We start from the raw sequence: 12,758 nt of genomic DNA on the forward strand, positions 1-12,758 counted from the left end.
ATTTCTTATTTTTAAACATGTAACACCTCTCAAAATTCATTGGATATTCCTACTTTTAGTTTGTTATATATTTACATCCTTATATTTGATTTTAACATACAAAAAACCCAAATAAATACAATATGCATATTTACATATCATATTGTCAGTATTCAATTAAATAAGAATTCGCTTTTCCATTCAGGATCCTTTCTATCCTCTTCATTATAATCAAGAAGACACTCTTTCATTATTTTTGTATCTCTCGGTAACCTTTTTTCTAACTTGGACCATCCGTCGAAGATCATTTTGTTTGGCAAAGGACATACAAATCCTGTAATACAATCCCAAAAAGCATCCCAGTTTCCCCCGTACAAATCAGGAAACTCAAGCTTCTCTTTAAGAAGTAAATGCAATTCTTTTGCATTATAAATGTTGCTTACATCTATGACAATAATTGATTCATGTTCATTACTCAATTATATATAGACCATGCTTAGTTAAATTGGGTTGATTTTATAAGGAGTAAAAACCTCTAAATGTTTATTTTATAAGTATATAAATAATCCTAATATCTCCAAAAATTGATATAATGATACAGTTATTAATAACAATTAGGGAGATATACAGCATGGACTATACACATATGCCAAAAGAAATAGGAATGATTAAGCAGACTCCATTCACTTCGATACCGAAGAAATCCATCGGTATTGGTAAGATTGTTAAAAAACAAACAAAAGTGGAGCGCCCTACATTAACCCAAGACGAACAAGAAATTATTGAAAACAAGTTACTATGTTCATTTCTTTCTGAAGAGAAGATATCGATTACTTATTATAGAGATGGTCATTTGCTTACTAGATATATGACTGTAACTGACATAAATCCGATAAAGAATTTAATAACTTGCACTGATGCATCTTATAACAGAGTTTTCCTTAAATTTATAGATATAATTGATTTGAGATAAAAAACATACCGTTTTTCAAATATATCCGGGAATAAAAATGAAAAAATCTTGTATTCAAGGTTACATACAGATAGAGAAAGCTAAAGAAGCATTTACCACCTGATCTAGTATCCATCCACCAAGTAATCTTGTCTAACCCTGTATTAGGTAGGACATCGGTTTAGATATAACATAGTCCCCTGAATAAAATTCAATATTCCGTCAATAATATAGACAACCGATTAAGTTACTTTCTCCTTGTTCCCCCTTGGAGAACCGAGCAGTTAGCTTTTGCTGACTGTTCTTTTGTTTGGAATTAAAATAACGTTTTTGTTCCAAATGATGTCCTCATTCATTTGGACACATTTACCAGTATTTTTACCAAAAAATTCATGATATCGTTAATTAGTCGAGTACGTCATTACTTGACGATTACCCTTAGGAGCCCCGCAGACAATCGGGGTTTCTTTTATTTAAATCCATTTTCTATTTTAGGGTGATATAGTCCTTAAGATCTTGTTAAACCTGTGCAATTACGGTTGGAACTTCATTCTGTTTGACACATATCCCCAGGCTATCTGGACATGATAAAAGATGAGGTGACTGACATGAAGGATAAAATATTAGAATTAGTACCAGGATCGGTAAAAAAATTACTCCAGAAAAAAGTTAAAGATGGAAACCGATGCATCATTGATTTGGTTGTGGATGATGCAACTGCTTATGGATTTGAACCTGAGCAAGTAATCCCTTGTATCATGGCGGGTTATTATGTTTATGAATCTACCACCTATCCCAGTGAAATGGAGGAAGAATGGAAGCTGAACTTGGTTTTTCATGCGGCCAATCGCTCGGCAATGAAGCTTCTGTCTTATGGGAAGTATAAAGCGAAACAATCTGAAAGTGGATGGATGAGATATACAAATCCATAAGGTTTACTTAACATACACTAACTAGCTTGGTGAGCATAAGGCAACGTCACATGCCCATCGACTTGAGATTTTGAAATACCCCCAAGTATTTTGGTGAAAAAAAGCAACATTTAAGTTCCTTATGACATTTTTCTTATATAAGTTGTAACATTGCCTAAACAACAACTACCTTGTGGATTGTTTACTTCACAACCACATCGATTTTCTCTTATGTTTTCGCGAATATGCTCTACTGGATTAGGAGTAAGTCCATTTTTCACATGTTGTTTGATTTTTTCTTTTGTCCAATCAAAACAATAACAAATTGGTGTAGTTGCTGAGTCATCTTTTTGATTTACAGCTACCTTTATGTCAGATACAAAGTATTTTTTATTATTCGTATCAAAATAGACTACATCACAATCTTCATTTGAACAAAAATAGTGATTTTCTTTAGCATTTAATGTTTCTAATGCAGATGGTTTAAGCAATGATTTTAGTGTAATCAACTTTACATTCTTAGCTTTATTTTTACATGATGGACAATGACCATTATTTTCAATTTTTATTCCTTTAAGGTTAATACAACAATCTTCCATTATTCTTCCGCCTTTACAATTTATTATTTTTATAAATATTCTTCGGCTTTCTTTTCTAAATCTATTAAAGTTTCGATAATAAAATATTGCATCTATCTCACCTCATATTAAGTATAAACCCTATACCATAGTACGGGGTCAAGGAAAGTATTATTTACTATATTATCGATTTATTTTCTTAAAATAAACTGTCATTATTCAATAAGCCTTTTTCAAAAATATACTCCGATTGCGAAATTCTAAAACTACATTTAGGGCGATTAACCTTTATCACCTCATAACTCTTTACTACAACGTTTTACAAAAAACGCTGTTATTAAAATAATAATTCCTATACTCAAAACAAGTAATTGATCGAGTGCAATCACATCACGAAAAATTCAACGAGAAACAAAATCGAAGCTAGGCATGCACACACATATAAAACCATGAAAAATCTTACTGAGTAGTAATAGGAAGAAATTCGTCATAACCCCTCCATATGGTAATTATTTCATAAAATATTTTAAATCTATAAATTTCCCTGTATAATTTTTGTAAGAATCTTAATCTTCAGAAACGGAGTGAAAAATATGAAAAGTTTTGGTACGTTAGTAATTTCTACCGTCCTTTCAGCAGGCTTATTATATTATAATGTCGATTCTTTTTATAAAAAGTTCACATCAGGGAATACATATTACTGGTTAAACGCTATCCTAGCTGCTGGATTCCTTATATCCTTAATTATCAACATAAAAGATATTATCAAGAAAAACTACACAACTTCTGAATCGAACTAAGGAGCCTATTATGGTTCCTTTTTCTATGCAAAATAAAAAAGCAGCTGTTAAGCCACTTTGAATTCTTCTTATCCCCAAATGAAATGATATATATATTCTCCCGTTACACGTTCATTAATTCCAGCAATCCTAGCGAATCTCATTAAGTCCGCCCCTTGAAGAAAATACACCGAAATCGTAACTGGTACTTGTGACCACATGAATTGATAAAGCTCATTCACTCTCTGATTCGTCGAAACGATTAAATCATTTACAGGTCCATGATTCCATGCAGAGGTTTGAACTGAAGTGAACGGAAGGTCTTTCCCATTAACCACTATTCTTGCCACACTTTGAGTTATGTCCACAACAATCCCCTCCACCATTACAAAAATTAGACCTTCTATACTCATATTCTTGATTAATAATAAATGTTTAAGGCAAACCCCTATTTTCATTTCTACTCAAAAAAAATTTATATAAAATAAAAAAAGCAGCGGATTCGCTACTTTAAAGTAAATTAAACTATTCCCTTTTCTTTTGCTATTTCATACAAAACAGTACGACTAACTCCAGTTTCATTACATATCTTCTTTACGGTATAACCGTTATTCTTACGATCTTTAAATAATCCCAAAGCTTGTTTCATACTTTCATTTGTCTCAGTGTATTTCTTAGGCTTTCCTTTATACACACCACTTTATAAACACTATCTTTTTCTTATATTTTCCATTAGAATTTAATAGAAATATTTCGATAACAAAGGAGCAACGTATGAAGCATAATATAAATCTATGGTCCTTTATTTTTTCATTCGTTTGCATTGCTTTTTTTCTTTTATATCTTGAATTATGCACACCTGAAATGAATGCATCTTTTATAAACGTCGTTTATTTTCACCCTTTATTTTTCGTACTCATTTTTTCAATAGGAACTTTTTTTGCTGGTATTATAGGATTCTCTAAAGTAGATAATTGGATAGCAATGCTTAGAAGCATAGTAACAGTTCTACTAACATTGTTATTATCAGTGTTTTTAACACTAACTTTGATCGTTGGCTATGCATTAAGTTAAACGTAATTCTTCATGAATAAAACTCAATATTCCGTCAATACTGTATATGACATTAGATTTTCTCCTTGTTCCCCCTTGGAGAACCGAGCAGTTAGCTTTTGCTAGCTGCTCTTTGTTTGTAAAAAGTACTCAATTAACTGGGCATACATATAATATTCTGTGTTCCTTTCTCTATATATTGAAATTGTCTTTACAAATGGATAATCTCGTCACGAGAGCACTTTATTAAGTACTCTTTTTGGGTTTTAAACTAATGAAAAATGAAATTTTTACCATGAAGATAATTGTTAAATATTTTACTCTTATACAGTATAATGGGATAGTTATTGTGTATTGGCATTAAGAGGAGCGTCCTGATTAAGCGCTTCTCTTTTTTTAACAAACCCTTAGTTGATTGTGCTGACTACCTTGATGTACAAAATAACGATTTTGTTTGACTTTAGTTCTTAGATAAAACCGACTAGACACTAACATTTTTATGTAGTACAATTCCTATCAGAAAATGTTAGGAGATTTATTTATGACTTTTGAAGATAATCGTAAATTAGGAATTCAACAAGGATGTATAGTATTAACAGATCAATCACAATATCTTGTTGTTAAAAAGAATGAAAATTATTCTTTATTAAACATCGCAACTGCGGAATGCATAAACTTTGAAGTTTCACTTGAACATCTTGAAGAAATGGTCCAAGTAGATTTAAAAGAAAAAATTCAAGATATCATTCCACCAGAGAATATTAAAATCGTAGCTCAAAACAGAATATAAAATGTATTTTCTAAGAGCACTTTCGATAGTGCTCTTTTTTCGTGAATAGTTTCAAATAATTATTTTGTTCGACTTTCCATTAAGCTAATTTTTCTAATAAACCTTACAAATTTGTAATACTAGTGTCACCTTAATGAATAGTAGACTGGTTAATATTGGTCTAACATTTAGATTGTTAACTTGATTAAACAAAACATCATTAGTAGGTGACAGTTAGTGGAAAGAAAATTATTACTTTATGGCATTGTAAGTATAGCTTTTATTACTATCCCCATTTTATTTATACACTTTGTTTCATCTCAATTCGTTCCAAAAGAATACAGTGAAGAATGGCCGGAAGTAAGAAAAACTGCTGAACTAGTAACTATCGGTTACTTTAAAAAAAATATGGAACTTGATATTGTAGTTGACAAAATTAATCCATCAAAAGAATATAGAACACATGAAATCCACCTATACGGACATGTCGCAGATAATAAAGAGCAAAAAGTTTCTGCTGTTGTAAATTTTAGTGAAAACTATTCAATTAGAGACACATCTGAAGTTAAATCAAAGAGCCTTTAACTAAAGGTTGGATGCTCTTTCAGTTAAAATAACGCATTCATTAAATTTATCTAATACAATCGCTTGTCTATTTCACTTTGTCACCTTCATTTCCTTTCCTATGATTACAATATCCTACCTGTAACTAAATATTGATTGTATGTCCCCTAAGAACGCCTCAATATTGTTGGCATATACTTTAAAGGAAAAACGTTTCACATTAATCATATACCTACAAATACTTTAAACTCAGTTACTAATAAAATTTATCAAGACATACCTAACATTTTAATTTTTTAAAAGGAGGTATTTATGAGATATAATCGAAAATCAAATTCACCAAATCCGTGTGATAAGTTTCAACAACCCTGCTTTATTTCTATATCCCCTTGTGATCAAAGTAATTGCTGTACACCTGTTTTTTTCTCAAATTCTCAACAACAAGAATTATTGCAAATAATAAACCAATTAAATCAAGCTATCCTTTCTTTTTTCACAACACCCAACCCAACGACTATACAAATACTCCAATCAGCATTACAGGCATTAAATGGTTTATTAATAGCAGTACAACCTAATACACCAAATAGAAATTTAGTTATAAGAACTATAAATCAATTAATCAATTCTTTACCTACTGCTTCTCTCACTCAAATCTCAGCATTATTCCAATTTCTATTCCAAAACTTGTCTTCACTTATTAGTTGTTCAAATATACTGGACCCCTTGTTACAGCAGACATTTAATTTAATTTTGCAAGGAGTCTTGAATAGCTCACTATTAAACATTACTGGAACGACGGGGCCGACGGGGCCTGAAGGACCTACTGGACCTCAAGGTGTGCAAGGTATTCAGGGACCCGAAGGGCCTGAAGGACCTACTGGACCTCAAGGCGTGCAAGGTATTCAAGGGCCTGAAGGACCACCTGGATCTACTGGACCTCAAGGTGTGCAAGGTATTCAAGGGCCTGAAGGACCACCAGGACCTACTGGTTCAGGGACAGGAACAGGAGTTCCCGGGCCACCAGGACCTACTGGACCTCAAGGCGTGCAAGGTATTCAAGGGCCTGAAGGGCCTGAAGGACCTACTGGACCTCAAGGCGTGCAGGGCATTCAAGGACCTGAAGGGCCTGAAGGACCTACTGGACCTCAAGGCGTGCAGGGTATTCAAGGACCTGAAGGACCACCAGGACCTACTGGGCCATCGGGAGATTGTGATTGCCCACCGGGGCCTACTGGACCGACGGGACCTACTGGACCGACGGGACCTACTGCACCTGGATGTAATTTCCTTGTTTATGTTACAAACGCAGGAGCTATTGATGATCCTTCAGATGATACAGTATCGGTAATTAATACCGGAACAAATACAGTAATAGATACAATCACTGTAGATAATGCACCTCTTGAAGTAACAGTTTCACCAAATGGGGCTCGTGCTTATGTTACTAATATTTTCTCTAATACAGTTTCCGTTATTGATACTGCTACCAATACTGTTATCGCTACCATTCCTGTTGGAACTAATCCAATTGGTGTAGCTGTTTCTCCAAATAACACAACTGTTTATGTTGGGAATCATGGTAATAATACCGTTTCTGTTATTAATGCTGCTACCAACACAGTTATAGATACCATTCCTGTTGGCATCGCTCCGCAAGGAATCACTGTTTCTCCAAATGGAGCCCTTGCATATGTTGCAAATGAATTAAGCAACACAATTTCTGTTATTAATACTGCTACCAACACAGTTATAGATACCATTCCTGTTGGCATTCGCCCTAGGATAATCGTCTTTACACTAGATGGGACTCGTGCTTATGTCACAAATCAAAACAGCAATACTGTTTCTGTTATTAACACCGCAACCAATTCCGTTATTAATACAATTAACGTAGGAACTGAACCTGTTGGTATAGCTATTACACCAGATGGCACTCGTATTTACGTAGTAAATAAAGTTAGCAATAATGTATCGGTAATAAACGTGGCGACAAATACTGTAATCGATACGATTCCTGTTGCTCTATCCCCTGATCAAGTGACTATCATACCCAATGGCACTCTCGCCTATGTTACAAACCAAGCTAGTAATACTGTTTCTGTCATCAATACTGCTACAAATACGGTTATTGATACCGTCCCAGTAGGTGTTGCTCCAACCGGAATAGCTACTGGAACTATTTGTGAATAAAATAAAGAAATGAAAGATACAGATAATTTTTATTAATATTGATAGTATTTTATATTCTTTCTTTAACTACGTTTAGATAACCAGAATAAACCTCTATATTCTGTCAATATTCTATCCTGTCTATTCTTAAAGAACCTGCCGAGCAGTTAGCTTTTGCTAGCTGCTCTTTTTCTATAAAATTCAAATTTGGTCTTACTTCACGCCTGTAGATCCAAACCTACCAACGCGTCATGGGTGACGCCATTCTTCTCAGCGGCTTCATACTCCTCTTTTTCTAGCCATCTATTTATCGTCATAACGGTATGCCTCCTAATCTAAATTCATTATTTCCTCTAAGGTTCTATCCGAAATATAGGTGGTAATAATTTGTATCTGTCCGTATTTCTTTTTAGCCATTTCTATAGCGTCGCTCTCTGACTTCGCCTCAAACCAACGGAGTTTCCACTTCTCGTCTTTGTCGTAAAACTCTATTGAGTACGTCATAACACTATTACGCTTCAAGAACTTTTCCGCTGTACTTGTTGCGGTATAATCAAAACTTCCTACTACATCCTCAAGTGTTAGCTGCTTCATGCTCCTAACCCCATTGGACGTGATGTAATCTCGTTTTTATCCGCCTGATCCATTATCAACGCCGCAATTTCCAATTGATGTCTTCCCAATTCTTTTGCAATTTCGATAATGTTTTTGTTCTCTTTCCACATTTCTTGCAATCGAATCACTTCAACACCAGGTCCAGTTCTTCTAAAGCGATATACATGTTACGACGCGAGTTCTTCATGTACTTCCTTTGTTGTGCTGCTATTGTGTAATTCTCCTTTTCCAAATCCGTCCCAAGTCTCGGCATCCCATTTCCCCTCCAGTTGTAATTGGTGAATTCCTCTTAGTATCGCCCTAACGGCATGACGTCTTCTATCCACTTCCTCAGAACTACGATTCCCTGCCTCGCAAATACATGGTGCGAATTGATATATACCCATTCCAATGTCGTTCTGAATTACTCCCGTTCCGTTACATGCACACATTTTGATTTCCCCCTCTTGTATTCAGATAACTCCTATTTTATTTTCTTTTTCTTCATCATCACAATAGCAATCTTCTTCAGCTTCATTACAATGCTCACAAACTTTTTCAATCTCAAATCCCTTAAATTCATAAATTGGCTCTACTTGATATTTTTTGTTACATGAATTCCATTCTACATAATGCCTTCCTTCTTCCCATTCAGCACAACAATCTTCAACACTTGAAGCACAATATGGACACTCTTGATTTTTTAATAGATTCATCGCCTATTCCCCTTTCCAATAACATTCAAATTGAATAAGTTTTTTATTTAAAACGGCAATGCCCTTCTTGCAATAGACAACAGCCGTTATTGTTTAAACAAAAAGAGATACAATGCTTAAAATGTAAAAGTACCCTTGTTATAAAATAAAAGCTCCAATATATGGGGCTTTTTCTTTTTTCTCAATGTATCGTATTACTTAACGTGGTAAAATATTATTCGGACGGGAGTCCAATACATATTATTAAAATTAAGATGGTTCAAGTCGGAGAAAGGCACCTTGTGGTGTCTTTTCTTTATTTTCAAAAGGACCTGCTCAATTAATGCATAAAAGCATAAGGTAAAGTGAACCCGTTAAAATACATGAATGACCTTAATTTTCCCCTCCTACTCAAAGGAGAGATTAAAATGGGATTTGGTGGTAGTTGCGGTAGTTGTGGCGGCGGCGGTTTCGCTGGAGGCTTTGCTTTATTAGTTGTATTGTTTATTTTATTAATCATCGTTGGAGCTTCTTGCTTCTGCTAAAAAACTATCGGAAAAGACATTCTTATATGGATGTCTTTTCTTTATGCGTTAAAAAGCCCACCTATTTCCGTAGGTGGGCCTTATCTTTATTACACAATATCAAAGTATACTCTCTTTTTCTCATAAACTTTATGTAATTATACATATTCGTAAAAATTACACCAAATAAATATTACACGTAGTAAAATATAACTTGTGGACACGCTCTATAAAGCAGATTCTCCGATTAAAAGGCGTAACACATCTCACCCATATAGATGTGGCGTTACTTTAATCTAGCTAGCCAAACAAACGATCTCGATTCTCTTGTATTTGTACACTAACAATCTGGTAAAAATAAATGATTCTGTTTTATAGGGCGTGTTTACTTAATGTCCAATACATATTATTAAAATTAAAGTGGTTCAAGTCGGAGAAAGGCACCTTAAGGTGTCTTTTCTTTATTTTCAAAAGGACCTGCTCAATTATTGTGTAAAAAACATAAAGTAATTTGAATCCGTTAAAATGCATGAATGTACCCTTGTTTTCCCCTCTTATTAAAGGAGGAACTATTATGGGATTTGGTGGTAGTTGTAGTAGTTGTGGCGGCGGCTTTGCTTTACTAGTTGTATTGTTTATTTTATTGATCATTGTTGGAGCTTCTTGCTTCTGCTAAAAAACTATTGGAAAAGACACTCTTATTGATATGATCCCCTTATAGTAGACAGTAAAAAGAAAGCACATTAATCTGTTTACTATGGAGGGGATTTTTCTATGGGCAAAATTAGAGTAACTTATGATATAGAATTTAAGAAAAAAGCAGTAGATTTATACTTGAAAGAAGGAATGGGATACAAAACGGTTGCTAAAGAATTAGGAATTGATCACTCGGTAGTAAGACGTTGGGTGAAACACTTTGAAGCTGAAGGTATCAAAGGACTAGAAGAAAAACGTGGTAAAACGAAAGGTCCAGGTATAGGTAGACCAAAAACCAATCCAGAAGATCCAGAAGCTAAAATGAAACGATTAGAAGCGGAGAATGAAATGTTAAAAAAGCTCTTAGGGATGTAAAAGGAGGAGTGGAATCTGTACCAAAAACGAAGAAGTTTGAAGCCATCAAAGGGCTATCAGAAAAAGGTTATGCAGTTACCATTCTATGTGATATCGCTGGAGTAACTAGAGGTGGGTACTACAAATGGATAAAGCGACAGTTGATGCCTTCTGAAAAACAATTGGAGGATACCGAAATAAAAAAGAAGGTATTGGAGTGTCATAAAAAACTTAAAGGGATTTATGGATACAGGAGAGTACAAGTTTGGCTGAAAGCTACTTATAACCTTCATTTTAATCACAAACGTATACAAAGGTTGATGGGTGAACTAGGTATCAAAGCCATTATTAGGAGAAAACGACCTTATTACGGGAAGAAAGAGGCTTACGTGATTTCAGATAACCATCTGAACAGGGATTTTCAAGCTTCCAAACCAAACGAAAAATGGGTAACAGATATTACCTATTTGATTTTCAATGGACAGAGATTGTACTTATCCGCTATTAAAGACCTATACAACAATGAAATTGTTGCCTATGAAATTAGCCGTAGAAATGACCTGAAACTAGTACTAGACACACTTAAAAAGGCAAGAAAAAAACGAAACGTGAAAGGGATTCTCCTGCATAGTGATCAGGGGTTCCAGTACACATCTCGTCAATATACTCAACTACTCAAAAAATATCAGATGAAGGCTAGTATGTCCAGAAAGGGGAACTGTTGGGACAATGCTTGTATAGAAAGCTTCTTCAGTCACTTTAAGTCAGAGTGTTTTCACCTATACTCTTTCCGCACAGCTGATGAGGTTAAGTTTGCTGTGCGCAAATATATATACTTTTATAATCACCACAGGTTCCAAAAGAAACTAAATAACCTGAGTCCATATAAATATAGAACTCAGGTTGCTTAATTGTGTTTTTTGAATACTGTCTACTTGACAGGGGTCACTCCATATATGGGTGTCTTTTCTTTATAATAAAAAAGCTCTCCATAAAGGAAAGTTTTTAGGTTTATACATTCAAGTCATCCAAATTAGTTATTTACACAACACTTTATCACTTTCAGTCTTTAGTGTGAAATACAAATAATCCTTCCGCAACACAAAGTTGCTCAACTAACTTTAATTCCTTAGATTCAAAACTTAAATAGTTAAAAAGGCCGATTAGTGTGTGTTGATTAAAGTTTCACATTATTTCTTCGCATCTTTCATGCTGTAATATCCTAAATTAATAATAATTAAGAAATACCCACCCATAATTCCAGCAGCAAATGTCCACATGAACTTATGATGTTCAATTTCATACATAATAATCGCACCGAGGATCGCGGCTGCAAACCGATTCATCATTCCAAGCATCGGTGCTTTTTCTTTTTTTACAATGCTATCTCCAAACTTTTCAATACGCCTTCCTAAAATCCAGGCGCAGTACATACTAACTAGAAGGCCAATGCCTATCCCGACAAAATGGGCTGAGAAAGGTGTCATAAACCACCCCAGTAACATCACGCCTAGCAAGCAATACATTTGTATGTTAAATGATCTTAGTGCCATACGGATCATGTTATGCTCCTTATCTTTCTCATTATATTTACGTATCATCAATCCCATCTTTCAGACTTCAAGCTTTCCGTTATATCTTTTTTTAAATGAGGGAATTTGATTTTACTTACCATTAAATAAGCGAGTATGCATGTGCCAAACGCCACGGAAACTGGATTATTCAAAAAGCATAAAATAAGGAGACACATTGCTGCGAATGGAATGGGCATTCCGATAAACGTTGGGAGTTTGCTTTGTTGTGTGTTAAATCTAGCAAGCCGCAGCATTCCACAAACACTGTAAGCAAGCGCACATAACATCCCGATAGACTGCAAATCTTTTAAAGCGATACTATATGCAAGAATAGACGGTGCTACACCAAAAGTAACTAGATCGGCAAATGAGTCTAACTCTCCGCCAATTTCCGAAACAGCATCAAGTTTCCGAGCGACCATGCCATCAAAAAAATCAAATAACATTCCTGTAATAATAAAAACTGCTCCCAAATACATATCGTGAACGAAAACAGCATAAATAGCCAAAAGCCCACATACAAAATTTGCTATCGTAATCATATTTGGTATGTAACTCATAACA

The 12,758-nt window shown here is 34.5% G+C and carries 19 protein-coding genes and 3 pseudogenes; 11 read left to right on the forward strand and 11 right to left on the reverse strand.

Annotated elements, in window-relative coordinates:
* Positions 1-152 precede the first annotated feature (152 nt).
* Entirely contained in the window at positions 153-458 is a 306-nt protein-coding gene (locus tag ACP6L7_RS23100; RefSeq protein WP_097829873.1) for a barstar family protein, read from the reverse strand.
* A 152-nt stretch (positions 459-610) separates the two neighbouring features.
* On the opposite strand from ACP6L7_RS23100, the gene ACP6L7_RS23105 reads away from it, so the two are divergent.
* Positions 611-952, forward strand: coding sequence for a YolD-like family protein (locus ACP6L7_RS23105; RefSeq protein ID WP_097829872.1), 342 nt, complete (start codon positions 611-613; stop codon positions 950-952).
* Between the two features lie 73 nt (positions 953-1,025).
* Here the strand turns inward: ACP6L7_RS23105 and ACP6L7_RS23110 are convergent.
* Positions 1,026-1,130, reverse strand: a pseudogene (locus ACP6L7_RS23110) (N-acetylmuramoyl-L-alanine amidase C-terminal domain-containing protein); the annotation flags it as partial.
* Positions 1,131-1,539: 409 nt separating this feature from the next.
* Between ACP6L7_RS23110 and ACP6L7_RS23115 the strand changes: the two are divergent.
* Positions 1,540-1,863: a hypothetical protein gene (locus ACP6L7_RS23115; RefSeq protein ID WP_002110670.1), complete on the forward strand. Its 324-nt coding sequence runs from the start codon at positions 1,540-1,542 to the stop codon at positions 1,861-1,863.
* Positions 1,864-1,982: 119 nt separating this feature from the next.
* On the opposite strand, the gene ACP6L7_RS23120 is transcribed toward ACP6L7_RS23115, so the two are convergent.
* Complete coding sequence (locus ACP6L7_RS23120; protein WP_098361657.1) at positions 1,983-2,441, reverse strand: putative iron-sulfur cluster-binding metallochaperone; 459 nt, start codon at positions 2,439-2,441, stop codon at positions 1,983-1,985.
* A 572-nt stretch (positions 2,442-3,013) separates the two neighbouring features.
* Between ACP6L7_RS23120 and ACP6L7_RS23125 the strand changes: the two genes are divergently transcribed.
* A complete protein-coding gene (locus tag ACP6L7_RS23125; protein WP_000834525.1) occupies positions 3,014-3,220 on the forward strand; it encodes a hypothetical protein in 207 nt (68 codons plus the stop codon).
* A 68-nt stretch (positions 3,221-3,288) separates the two neighbouring features.
* Here ACP6L7_RS23125 and ACP6L7_RS23130 read toward each other — a convergent pair whose 3' ends face one another.
* Positions 3,289-3,567, reverse strand: coding sequence for a hypothetical protein (locus tag ACP6L7_RS23130; protein WP_000355688.1), 279 nt, complete (start codon positions 3,565-3,567; stop codon positions 3,289-3,291).
* A 152-nt stretch (positions 3,568-3,719) separates the two neighbouring features.
* A pseudogene (locus tag ACP6L7_RS23135) lies at positions 3,720-3,896 on the reverse strand (HNH endonuclease); the annotation flags it as partial.
* A 77-nt stretch (positions 3,897-3,973) separates the two neighbouring features.
* On the opposite strand from ACP6L7_RS23135, the gene ACP6L7_RS23140 reads away from it, so the two are divergent.
* The 4 genes from ACP6L7_RS23140 to ACP6L7_RS23155 all read left to right on the forward strand — a co-directional run bounded on the left by ACP6L7_RS23140 (position 3,974) and on the right by ACP6L7_RS23155 (position 7,778).
* Positions 3,974-4,273: a hypothetical protein gene (locus ACP6L7_RS23140; protein ID WP_097829870.1), complete on the forward strand. Its 300-nt coding sequence runs from the start codon at positions 3,974-3,976 to the stop codon at positions 4,271-4,273.
* A gap of 520 nt (positions 4,274-4,793) precedes the next feature.
* Positions 4,794-5,042 carry a hypothetical protein gene (locus ACP6L7_RS23145; protein ID WP_097829869.1) on the forward strand — a complete coding sequence of 83 codons (249 nt, stop codon included), beginning with the start codon at positions 4,794-4,796 and terminating at the stop codon, positions 5,040-5,042.
* A 216-nt stretch (positions 5,043-5,258) separates the two neighbouring features.
* Positions 5,259-5,606, forward strand: coding sequence for a phosphoglycolate phosphatase (locus tag ACP6L7_RS23150; protein WP_097829868.1), 348 nt, complete (start codon positions 5,259-5,261; stop codon positions 5,604-5,606).
* Positions 5,607-5,897: 291 nt separating this feature from the next.
* Complete coding sequence (locus tag ACP6L7_RS23155) at positions 5,898-7,778, forward strand: YVTN family beta-propeller repeat protein (RefSeq protein WP_098774743.1); 1,881 nt, start codon at positions 5,898-5,900, stop codon at positions 7,776-7,778.
* Between the two features lie 309 nt (positions 7,779-8,087).
* Here ACP6L7_RS23155 and ACP6L7_RS23160 read toward each other — a convergent pair whose 3' ends face one another.
* The 4 genes and pseudogenes from ACP6L7_RS23160 to ACP6L7_RS23175 form a co-directional block, all read right to left on the reverse strand.
* The gene (locus tag ACP6L7_RS23160) at positions 8,088-8,351 is read right to left on the reverse strand and encodes a hypothetical protein (RefSeq protein WP_097829866.1); all 264 of its coding nucleotides are present in this window, start codon (positions 8,349-8,351) and stop codon (positions 8,088-8,090) included.
* Positions 8,348-8,625 (reverse strand): annotated as a pseudogene (locus tag ACP6L7_RS23165) (helix-turn-helix domain-containing protein). The gene ACP6L7_RS23160 and the pseudogene ACP6L7_RS23165 overlap by 4 nt, the downstream one beginning before the upstream one ends.
* Entirely contained in the window at positions 8,540-8,803 is a 264-nt protein-coding gene (locus ACP6L7_RS23170; RefSeq protein WP_097829865.1) for a hypothetical protein, read from the reverse strand. The pseudogene ACP6L7_RS23165 and the gene ACP6L7_RS23170 overlap by 86 nt, the downstream one beginning before the upstream one ends.
* Positions 8,804-8,824: 21 nt before the next feature.
* Positions 8,825-9,067, reverse strand: coding sequence for a hypothetical protein (locus ACP6L7_RS23175; RefSeq protein WP_097829864.1), 243 nt, complete (start codon positions 9,065-9,067; stop codon positions 8,825-8,827).
* A 407-nt stretch (positions 9,068-9,474) separates the two neighbouring features.
* On the opposite strand from ACP6L7_RS23175, the gene ACP6L7_RS23180 reads away from it, so the two are divergent.
* The 4 genes from ACP6L7_RS23180 to ACP6L7_RS23195 all read left to right on the forward strand — a co-directional run bounded on the left by ACP6L7_RS23180 (position 9,475) and on the right by ACP6L7_RS23195 (position 11,531).
* Positions 9,475-9,591 (forward strand): YjcZ family sporulation protein, encoded by a 117-nt coding sequence (locus tag ACP6L7_RS23180; protein WP_002069235.1) that lies wholly within the window; start codon positions 9,475-9,477, stop codon positions 9,589-9,591.
* 553 nt (positions 9,592-10,144) lie between these two features.
* A complete protein-coding gene (locus ACP6L7_RS23185; protein ID WP_000505688.1) occupies positions 10,145-10,246 on the forward strand; it encodes a YjcZ family sporulation protein in 102 nt (33 codons plus the stop codon).
* Positions 10,247-10,344: 98 nt separating this feature from the next.
* The gene (locus tag ACP6L7_RS23190) at positions 10,345-10,641 is read left to right on the forward strand and encodes a transposase (protein ID WP_000516528.1); all 297 of its coding nucleotides are present in this window, start codon (positions 10,345-10,347) and stop codon (positions 10,639-10,641) included.
* A gap of 8 nt (positions 10,642-10,649) precedes the next feature.
* A complete protein-coding gene (locus ACP6L7_RS23195; protein WP_430528867.1) occupies positions 10,650-11,531 on the forward strand; it encodes an IS3 family transposase in 882 nt (293 codons plus the stop codon).
* Between the two features lie 279 nt (positions 11,532-11,810).
* On the opposite strand, the gene ACP6L7_RS23200 is transcribed toward ACP6L7_RS23195, so the two are convergent.
* Together ACP6L7_RS23200 and pssA are read right to left on the reverse strand one after the other, a co-directional pair.
* Positions 11,811-12,182, reverse strand: coding sequence for an ATP synthase subunit I (locus ACP6L7_RS23200; RefSeq protein ID WP_097830175.1), 372 nt, complete (start codon positions 12,180-12,182; stop codon positions 11,811-11,813).
* A gap of 38 nt (positions 12,183-12,220) precedes the next feature.
* Positions 12,221-12,754, reverse strand: coding sequence for a CDP-diacylglycerol--serine O-phosphatidyltransferase (gene pssA, locus ACP6L7_RS23205; protein ID WP_097829863.1), 534 nt, complete (start codon positions 12,752-12,754; stop codon positions 12,221-12,223).
* Between the last annotated feature and the right edge of the window lie 4 nt (positions 12,755-12,758).

Source organism: Bacillus silvicola (assembly GCF_050524305.1).
GTDB classification, from domain to species: Bacteria; Bacillota; Bacilli; order Bacillales; family Bacillaceae_G; genus Bacillus_A; species Bacillus_A cereus_AT.

Coding starts and splice junctions, on each gene's coding strand:
- ACP6L7_RS23105 (WP_097829872.1), top strand. CDS start 611: ATGGACTATACACATATGCCAAAAGAAATAGGAATGATTAAGCAGACT.
- ACP6L7_RS23115 (WP_002110670.1), top strand. CDS start 1,540: ATGAAGGATAAAATATTAGAATTAGTACCAGGATCGGTAAAAAAATTA.
- ACP6L7_RS23120 (WP_098361657.1), bottom strand. CDS start 2,441: ATGGAAGATTGTTGTATTAACCTTAAAGGAATAAAAATTGAAAATAAT.
- ACP6L7_RS23125 (WP_000834525.1), top strand. CDS start 3,014: ATGAAAAGTTTTGGTACGTTAGTAATTTCTACCGTCCTTTCAGCAGGC.
- ACP6L7_RS23140 (WP_097829870.1), top strand. CDS start 3,974: ATGAAGCATAATATAAATCTATGGTCCTTTATTTTTTCATTCGTTTGC.
- ACP6L7_RS23145 (WP_097829869.1), top strand. CDS start 4,794: ATGACTTTTGAAGATAATCGTAAATTAGGAATTCAACAAGGATGTATA.
- ACP6L7_RS23155 (WP_098774743.1), top strand. CDS start 5,898: ATGAGATATAATCGAAAATCAAATTCACCAAATCCGTGTGATAAGTTT.
- ACP6L7_RS23160 (WP_097829866.1), bottom strand. CDS start 8,351: ATGAAGCAGCTAACACTTGAGGATGTAGTAGGAAGTTTTGATTATACC.
- ACP6L7_RS23170 (WP_097829865.1), bottom strand. CDS start 8,803: ATGTGTGCATGTAACGGAACGGGAGTAATTCAGAACGACATTGGAATG.
- ACP6L7_RS23175 (WP_097829864.1), bottom strand. CDS start 9,067: ATGAATCTATTAAAAAATCAAGAGTGTCCATATTGTGCTTCAAGTGTT.
- ACP6L7_RS23180 (WP_002069235.1), top strand. CDS start 9,475: ATGGGATTTGGTGGTAGTTGCGGTAGTTGTGGCGGCGGCGGTTTCGCT.
- ACP6L7_RS23185 (WP_000505688.1), top strand. CDS start 10,145: ATGGGATTTGGTGGTAGTTGTAGTAGTTGTGGCGGCGGCTTTGCTTTA.
- ACP6L7_RS23190 (WP_000516528.1), top strand. CDS start 10,345: ATGGGCAAAATTAGAGTAACTTATGATATAGAATTTAAGAAAAAAGCA.
- ACP6L7_RS23200 (WP_097830175.1), bottom strand. CDS start 12,182: ATGATCCGTATGGCACTAAGATCATTTAACATACAAATGTATTGCTTG.
- pssA (WP_097829863.1), bottom strand. CDS start 12,754: ATGAGTTACATACCAAATATGATTACGATAGCAAATTTTGTATGTGGG.